A 1,039-nucleotide genomic window follows, 5' to 3' on the forward strand; every position below is an offset into this window, starting at 1 on the left:
TTTGATTCGTCCTGCCTCATAATCAGCGACCGCGAACGTGGCGACGAGTCCCGTCTGGACGCGTCCGTGGTCGGTGAGCCGATAGACGTAGAAGCCATGTGCCCGCTCGGTCAATTCTGATTCATACAGCCGTTCAATCTCATGACGGGCCCGGTGCCCCCACGCCTCGAGCGACATATCCGCCTTGAACAGTTCGGGTTTATCGACCGCCAGAAATGAATCGGGACGCTGTTCGACGTCCTGGCGCGCCTGCTCGACGCTAACGATATCGTACGGGTCGGCAGCGACCGCCTCGGGGTGTTTCGGCATATACGGGGCAAACGGTTTAAATACGACCATGGTCATTCCTCCTTAAAATTCGCGGACACGCATGACGCCTTCGATGTCATATAAAGCGTGTACGGATAACGTCTCATGTTTATGGTTGTCGATGTCAATCAATGTATAGGCCACGTCGTTACGGCTCCGGTTGACCATGTTATCGATATTGATGCCGTTTTCGGCAAGCCGGCTCGCGATTTGACCGACCATGTTCGGAACGTTCAAGTGGAGCACCGCCAAACGCCGCTTCCCGACATATGGGAGTTCTGCGTTTGGGAAGTTGGCCGAGTTACGGATGTTCCCGGTCTCTAAGTACAGTTTGAGCGTATCGACGGCTTGGATCGCACAGTTCACCTCGGACTCGTGCGTCGATGCCCCGAGATGCGGGAAGGCGACGACTTGAGGATGACCGAGCAGTGCCTGTTTCGGGAAGTCGGTAATATACGTCGCGACGTTCTCCTCTAGCGCCGCGAGCAAATCCGAGTCGTTCACGAGCTCCCCGCGAGCAAAGTTCAAGATGGTTGGCGCCCGGTTTCATCTGTTTGAACCACGTCGCGTCAATCATATGACGCGTGTCATCGGTGAGTGGCTATATGAATCGATAGGAGATCGACGTCGGCGAGCAATTCGCTCAACTGCTTGGCTCGCTTCACTTGTTGCGAGATGTTCCATGCGGCGTCCACCGATAAATGCGGGTCATAGCCGATGACGTCGATGC

The 1,039-nt window shown here is 55.5% G+C and carries 2 protein-coding genes; both read right to left on the reverse strand.

Features of this window, described 5'->3' with window-relative positions; all coding sequences use genetic code 11:
- On the reverse strand, positions 1-339 hold a 339-nt coding region (locus B9Z54_RS03665; RefSeq protein WP_113927159.1), incomplete at its 3' end, for a DUF1015 family protein.
- Between the two features lie 12 nt (positions 340-351).
- Entirely contained in the window at positions 352-546 is a 195-nt protein-coding gene (locus tag B9Z54_RS25510; RefSeq protein WP_240189789.1) for an ACT domain-containing protein, read from the reverse strand.
- Between the last annotated feature and the right edge of the window lie 493 nt (positions 547-1,039).

This window comes from Bacillus sp. P14.5 (genome assembly GCF_003316765.1).
Lineage (GTDB): Bacteria > Bacillota > Bacilli > Bacillales > Bacillaceae_B > Rossellomorea.